The following is a 2532-nucleotide window of genomic DNA, read 5'->3' as shown; positions in this document are numbered from 1 at the left end:
ATAATTTTGACTTAAGGTATGAGTTTTATCCTTCCAACTCAGAAATCTTCTCGGTAGCTCTATTTTACAAAAACTTTACGAATCCGATAGAATGGACTTATCTCGATGGAGGTGGAACATATATCTATACTTTCAAAAATGCAGATAAGGCAAACAATTATGGTATTGAAGTAGATATAAAGAAAAGTTTAGACTTTATAGGGCTTAATAACTTCTCTTTGACCTTCAACGGGTCTCTGATAAAAAGCGAGGTGAAGTTTAAAGAAAGAAGCAGTGCCAACTACGACCGTCCTATGCAAGGTCAATCTCCTTATCTGGTAAATACAGGTATATTCTATCAGAACGAAAAGCTGGGCATTAACGCAACCGCGCTCTATAATATAATTGGGAAACGGATAGTTGGTATTGGCCGTGTATCCACTACTTCGGGTGGCTCTGTGAACAATGATATTCCTGATATGTATGAGATGCCAAGGAGTGTGGTAGACTTTATTATAACTAAAAAATTCGGGAAGCATTTTGAACTAAACGCAGCAGTAAAAGATATACTTGCCGCAAAAGTCAAGTATGCTCAATTTCCTAAGTTCATAGATGCTGATGGCAATACACAGGAAAGGGAACAAATAACAAAAGAATTTAAGACCGGACAAAATATATCATTAACAGCTAGATACTCTTTTTAGAAAACAAATTATAAATCAGAAAGTAATACATTTTAATAATATGAATATGAAGACATTAAATTTATTTGGAAAATTATTTTTAGTTGCATCTATCGCTATTCTATCAGCTTGTTCTGATAATGGCAATGATGATCCAATTGTAGATCCGTCTAAAGAACAGATCCTATTTAACAATGGTACTGAAATAGGTAATGGTGAACAGGAATTTAGTATAAAAGAGAGCCATACACTTGCAAAAGGTACTTATGTATTGAAAGGTTGGGTATATATCGAAGATGGTGCTACACTGACTATCGAGCCGGGTACTATTATCAAAGGTGATAAAAATACAAAAGCAGCAATTATAGCAAAGAGAGGCGGAAAGCTAATCGCCAAAGGAACAGCTTCTGCACCTATCGTATTTACTTCTAATCAGGCGGCAGGAAGCCGTAAGCCGGGAGATTGGGGAGGTATTATACTTTGCGGTAGAGCAAAAAATAATATCGATATCGTAGATGGAATGCAAATAGAAGGTGGAGTAAATGCCAAACATGGAGGAAATGACGATAATGACAACTCTGGTGTAATCAGCTATGTGAGAATTGAATATGCCGGATTTCCTTTTGCTACAGACCAAGAAATCAATGGTTTGACAATGGGATCTGTAGGTCGTGGCACACAAATAGACCACGTACAAGTATCTTATTCTAATGATGACTCTTTCGAATGGTTTGGCGGGACTGTAAATGCTAAATACCTTGTAGCATATCACGGATGGGACGATGATTTCGATACAGATAATGGTTACTCAGGTAATCTTCAATTCCTTTTAGGTGTTAGAAACCCTCAAATAGCAGACCAATCTTTATCTAATGGTTTCGAATCAGACAACAACGCGAATGGTACAACGGACGAACCATATACAAAAGCTGTATTTAGTAATGTGACTCTAATCGGGCCAATCGGACAAGCTACAGATTTTGCTAATACAACTCAATACATTACAGGTAATGGACTAAATCCGAACAATGGATCGAGACTAGGTGTATTCCAAGCTGCAATACAAATTCGTCGCAACTCTCGTTTGAATCTATTCAACTCTGTTGCAACAGGCTATCCGGTAGGTTTAATATTAGACAATCAGAAAGGAACTACTCAAAAATGGGCTGAAGACGGCATTCTTAAACTACAGAACAATGTTTTTGCAGGAATGAACGTTCTTAGTGCTGATATCAACAAACAATCGCCTACATGGACTGACCAATTGTCAACCAATGGAACATCTATAACAGACGAAACAAAAGCATCATTCTCAAGTACATTCTTTAAACTAACAGCTAACAATAATAAGGTTTTGACTAGTATTTCAGACCTGAAATTGAAACAACCAAACAGTAAAGCAAGTAATCCGAACTACGGTCCTGTTTCAGGTAGCCCTGTAATTGGATTGGCTTCTTTCTCAAATGCTTCGTTGTCAGATTCATTCTTCACAAAAGTAACCTATTCAGGTGCTTTTGCCAGTGACTCTAGCAATGATAACTGGTTGCAAGGATGGACAAATTTTGATCCTCAAAACACTACTTACTAATAATAACAGAAATTTTCAAAATGAGAAAAGGCCGGATGTGAAAAACATTCGGCTTTTTTATGCTTAATATTGGGGGATACCAATATGCATATAAGTGTATAAAATAGAAGAGAATGCAACATATATTCTCCTCTCTTAACATGATTCTGCAATTGCATTGTTTTAACAAAGAGAAATTATATCACGGTAAGATTAACCCTTAAATTGATACTTTAATCATATCTTCTGTGTATGTGGACATAATCTCCTTTTTATGGTTAAAAATTATGGATTTAAAGACAC

General features: G+C 36.1%; 2 protein-coding genes. Both read left to right on the top strand.

Going from position 1 to position 2532, the window contains the following annotated elements; genetic code table 11:
- Positions 1-683, top strand: a 683-nt coding sequence (locus LDB17_RS00060; RefSeq protein WP_393924811.1) for a TonB-dependent receptor domain-containing protein, incomplete at its 5' end; no start/stop codon positions are given.
- Positions 684-729: 46 nt separating this feature from the next.
- Positions 730-2250 carry a hypothetical protein gene (locus LDB17_RS00055; protein ID WP_252638788.1) on the top strand — a complete coding sequence of 507 codons (1521 nt, stop codon included), beginning with the start codon at positions 730-732 and terminating at the stop codon, positions 2248-2250.
- The last annotated feature ends 282 nt before the right edge of the window (positions 2251-2532 follow it).

Source organism: Dysgonomonas sp. Shenzhen-Wh21, from assembly GCF_043392705.1.
GTDB lineage: Bacteria > Bacteroidota > Bacteroidia > Bacteroidales > Dysgonomonadaceae > Dysgonomonas.
Note: the sequence above shows the minus strand (reverse complement) of the source record. Positions and strands in the feature narration are given on the sequence as shown.

Bases quoted from the DNA above. Each gene is read 5' to 3' on its own strand.
- LDB17_RS00055 (WP_252638788.1), top strand. From the start codon at position 730: ATGAAGACATTAAATTTATTTGGAAAATTATTTTTAGTTGCATCTATC.